The organism is Aquipseudomonas guryensis, assembly GCF_014164785.1.
Taxonomy (GTDB): Bacteria; Pseudomonadota; Gammaproteobacteria; order Pseudomonadales; family Pseudomonadaceae; genus Aquipseudomonas; species Aquipseudomonas guryensis.
In genome coordinates this window covers 1-3,948 of record NZ_JACJFN010000007.1, presented here as the reverse complement: position 1 = coordinate 3,948, position 3,948 = coordinate 1, and the positions used below count along the sequence as shown (strand labels likewise).

2 tRNA genes and 3 rRNA genes (1 of these 5 only partly in view) are annotated in these 3,948 nt (G+C 51.3%); all 5 read left to right on the top strand.

The features are described 5' to 3' along the window. Nucleotides 1-280, top strand: a 16S ribosomal RNA gene (locus H3H45_RS19975) (it extends 1,356 nt beyond the left edge of the window). A 93-nt stretch (nt 281-373) separates the two neighbouring features. Then, a tRNA-Ile gene (locus H3H45_RS19970) sits at nt 374-450 on the top strand. Between the two features lie 30 nt (nt 451-480). Continuing rightward, a tRNA-Ala gene (locus tag H3H45_RS19965) sits at nt 481-556 on the top strand. 236 nt (nt 557-792) lie between these two features. Beyond that, nucleotides 793-3,684 (top strand): 23S ribosomal RNA (locus tag H3H45_RS19960). A 140-nt stretch (nt 3,685-3,824) separates the two neighbouring features. Then, nucleotides 3,825-3,940 (top strand): 5S ribosomal RNA (gene rrf / locus H3H45_RS19955). Together the 16S, 23S and 5S rRNA genes with 2 tRNA genes alongside form the textbook arrangement of a ribosomal RNA operon. Nucleotides 3,941-3,948 lie beyond the last annotated feature (8 nt).

Below are 3,948 nucleotides of genomic sequence, written 5' to 3'. Positions count from 1 at the left end.
GCCGCGAGGTGGAGCTAATCCCATAAAACCGATCGTAGTCCGGATCGCAGTCTGCAACTCGACTGCGTGAAGTCGGAATCGCTAGTAATCGTGAATCAGAATGTCACGGTGAATACGTTCCCGGGCCTTGTACACACCGCCCGTCACACCATGGGAGTGGGTTGCTCCAGAAGTAGCTAGTCTAACCGCAAGGGGGACGGTTACCACGGAGTGATTCATGACTGGGGTGAAGTCGTAACAAGGTAGCCGTAGGGGAACCTGCGGCTGGATCACCTCCTTAATCGAAGACTTCAGCTTCTTCATAAGTTCCCACACGAATTGCTTGATTCACTTGCGAAAAGCGATTGGGTTATTACCCGAGAGTAAGACGATTGGGTCTGTAGCTCAGTTGGTTAGAGCGCACCCCTGATAAGGGTGAGGTCGGCAGTTCGAATCTGCCCAGACCCACCAATTGTCAAGGGATGTGGCCAGTCCGTAGATGGGGCCATAGCTCAGCTGGGAGAGCGCCTGCCTTGCACGCAGGAGGTCAGGAGTTCGATCCTCCTTGGCTCCACCATTAACTCTTGAATCGCTGAAAGCTCAGAATTGAATGCTTAAGTATGAAGCATTGAATTCTGGTCTTTGCGCCAGAACTGTTCTTTAAAAATTTGGGTATGTGATAGAAGTAGACCGATGTGTTGCTTTCACTGGCAGCATGTCGCGTCAAGGTAAAATTTGCGTGTTCTCTATGCAAATTTTCGGCGAATGTCGTCTTCACGTTTGAGACAGTAACCAGATTGCTTGGGGTTATATGGTCAAGTGAAGAAGCGCATACGGTGGATGCCTTGGCAGTCAGAGGCGATGAAAGACGTGGTAGCCTGCGAAAAGCTTCGGGGAGTCGGCAAACAGACTTTGATCCGGAGATGTCTGAATGGGGGAACCCAGCCATCATAAGATGGTTATCTTGTACTGAATACATAGGTGCAAGAGGCGAACCAGGGGAACTGAAACATCTAAGTACCCTGAGGAAAAGAAATCAACCGAGATTCCCTTAGTAGTGGCGAGCGAACGGGGATTAGCCCTTAAGTGGCTTTGAGATTAGCGGAACGCTCTGGAAAGTGCGGCCATAGTGGGTGATAGCCCTGTACGCGAAAATCTCTTAGTCATGAAATCGAGTAGGACGGAGCACGAGAAACTTTGTCTGAATATGGGGGGACCATCCTCCAAGGCTAAATACTACTGACTGACCGATAGTGAACTAGTACCGTGAGGGAAAGGCGAAAAGAACCCCGGAGAGGGGAGTGAAATAGATCCTGAAACCGTATGCGTACAAGCAGTGGGAGCCCACTTTGTTGGGTGACTGCGTACCTTTTGTATAATGGGTCAGCGACTTATATTCAGTGGCAAGCTTAACCGAATAGGGGAGGCGTAGCGAAAGCGAGTCTTAATAGGGCGTTTAGTCGCTGGGTATAGACCCGAAACCGGGCGATCTATCCATGGGCAGGTTGAAGGTTGGGTAACACTAACTGGAGGACCGAACCGACTACCGTTGAAAAGTTAGCGGATGACCTGTGGATCGGAGTGAAAGGCTAATCAAGCTCGGAGATAGCTGGTTCTCCTCGAAAGCTATTTAGGTAGCGCCTCATGTATCACTGTAGGGGGTAGAGCACTGTTTCGGCTAGGGGGTCATCCCGACTTACCAAACCGATGCAAACTCCGAATACCTACAAGTGCCGAGCATGGGAGACACACGGCGGGTGCTAACGTCCGTCGTGAAAAGGGAAACAACCCAGACCGTCAGCTAAGGTCCCAAAGTTATGGTTAAGTGGGAAACGATGTGGGAAGGCTTAGACAGCTAGGAGGTTGGCTTAGAAGCAGCCACCCTTTAAAGAAAGCGTAATAGCTCACTAGTCGAGTCGGCCTGCGCGGAAGATGTAACGGGGCTCAAACCATACACCGAAGCTACGGGTATCACTTAGGTGATGCGGTAGAGGAGCGTTCTGTAAGCCTGTGAAGGTGAGTTGAGAAGCTTGCTGGAGGTATCAGAAGTGCGAATGCTGACATGAGTAACGACAATGCGAGTGAAAAACTCGCACGCCGAAAGACCAAGGTTTCCTGCGCAACGTTAATCGACGCAGGGTTAGTCGGTCCCTAAGGCGAGGCAGAAATGCGTAGTCGATGGGAAACAGGTTAATATTCCTGTACTTCTAGTTACTGCGATGGAGGGACGGAGAAGGCTAGGCCAGCTTGGCGTTGGTTGTCCAAGTTTAAGGTAGTAGGCAGAGTGCTTAGGTAAATCCGGGCGCTTAATGCTGAGAGCTGATGACGAGCGTTCTTTTAGAACGTGAAGTGGTTGATGCCATGCTTCCAGGAAAAGCTTCTAAGCTTCAGGTAACTAGGAACCGTACCCCAAACCGACACAGGTGGTTGGGTAGAGAATACCAAGGCGCTTGAGAGAACTCGGGTGAAGGAACTAGGCAAAATGGCACCGTAACTTCGGGAGAAGGTGCGCCGGTGAGGGTGAAGCATTTACTGCGTAAGCTCATGCCGGTCGAAGATACCAGGCCGCTGCGACTGTTTATTAAAAACACAGCACTCTGCAAACACGAAAGTGGACGTATAGGGTGTGACGCCTGCCCGGTGCCGGAAGGTTAATTGATGGGGTTAGCGCAAGCGAAGCTCTTGATCGAAGCCCCGGTAAACGGCGGCCGTAACTATAACGGTCCTAAGGTAGCGAAATTCCTTGTCGGGTAAGTTCCGACCTGCACGAATGGCGTAACGATGGCGGCGCTGTCTCCACCCGAGACTCAGTGAAATTGAAATCGCTGTGAAGATGCAGTGTATCCGCGGCTAGACGGAAAGACCCCGTGAACCTTTACTATAGCTTTGCACTGGACTTTGAATTTGCTTGTGTAGGATAGGTGGGAGGCTTTGAAGCGTGGACGCCAGTTCGCGTGGAGCCAATCTTGAAATACCACCCTGGCAACTTTGAGGTTCTAACTCTGGTCCGTTATCCGGATCGAGGACAGTGTATGGTGGGTAGTTTGACTGGGGCGGTCTCCTCCTAAAGAGTAACGGAGGAGTACGAAGGTGCGCTCAGACCGGTCGGAAATCGGTCGTAGAGTATAAAGGCAAAAGCGCGCTTGACTGCGAGACAGACACGTCGAGCAGGTACGAAAGTAGGTCTTAGTGATCCGGTGGTTCTGTATGGAAGGGCCATCGCTCAACGGATAAAAGGTACTCCGGGGATAACAGGCTGATACCGCCCAAGAGTTCATATCGACGGCGGTGTTTGGCACCTCGATGTCGGCTCATCACATCCTGGGGCTGAAGCCGGTCCCAAGGGTATGGCTGTTCGCCATTTAAAGTGGTACGCGAGCTGGGTTTAGAACGTCGTGAGACAGTTCGGTCCCTATCTGCCGTGGACGTTTGAGATTTGAGAGGGGCTGCTCCTAGTACGAGAGGACCGGAGTGGACGAACCTCTGGTGTTCCGGTTGTCACGCCAGTGGCATTGCCGGGTAGCTATGTTCGGAAAAGATAACCGCTGAAAGCATCTAAGCGGGAAACTTGCCTCAAGATGAGATCTCACTGGAGCCTTGAGCTCCCTAAAGGGCCGTCGAAGACTACGACGTTGATAGGTTGGGTGTGTAAGCGCTGTGAGGCGTTGAGCTAACCAATACTAATTGCCCGTGAGGCTTGACCATATAACACCCAAACAATTTGCTGTTTGTGTGTCTCGACAGAAGTCGACAAAGACCGAAAATTTGCCTGAACACGCAATACCAACTGACATCACATACCCAATTAGCTGTAGCGACTAAACACCGATACAGCAACCGAATTGCTTGACGACCATAGAGCGTTGGAACCACCTGATCCCATCCCGAACTCAGTAGTGAAACGACGCATCGCCGATGGTAGTGTGGGGCTTCCCCATGTGAGAGTAGGTCATCGTCAAGCTCCTATCC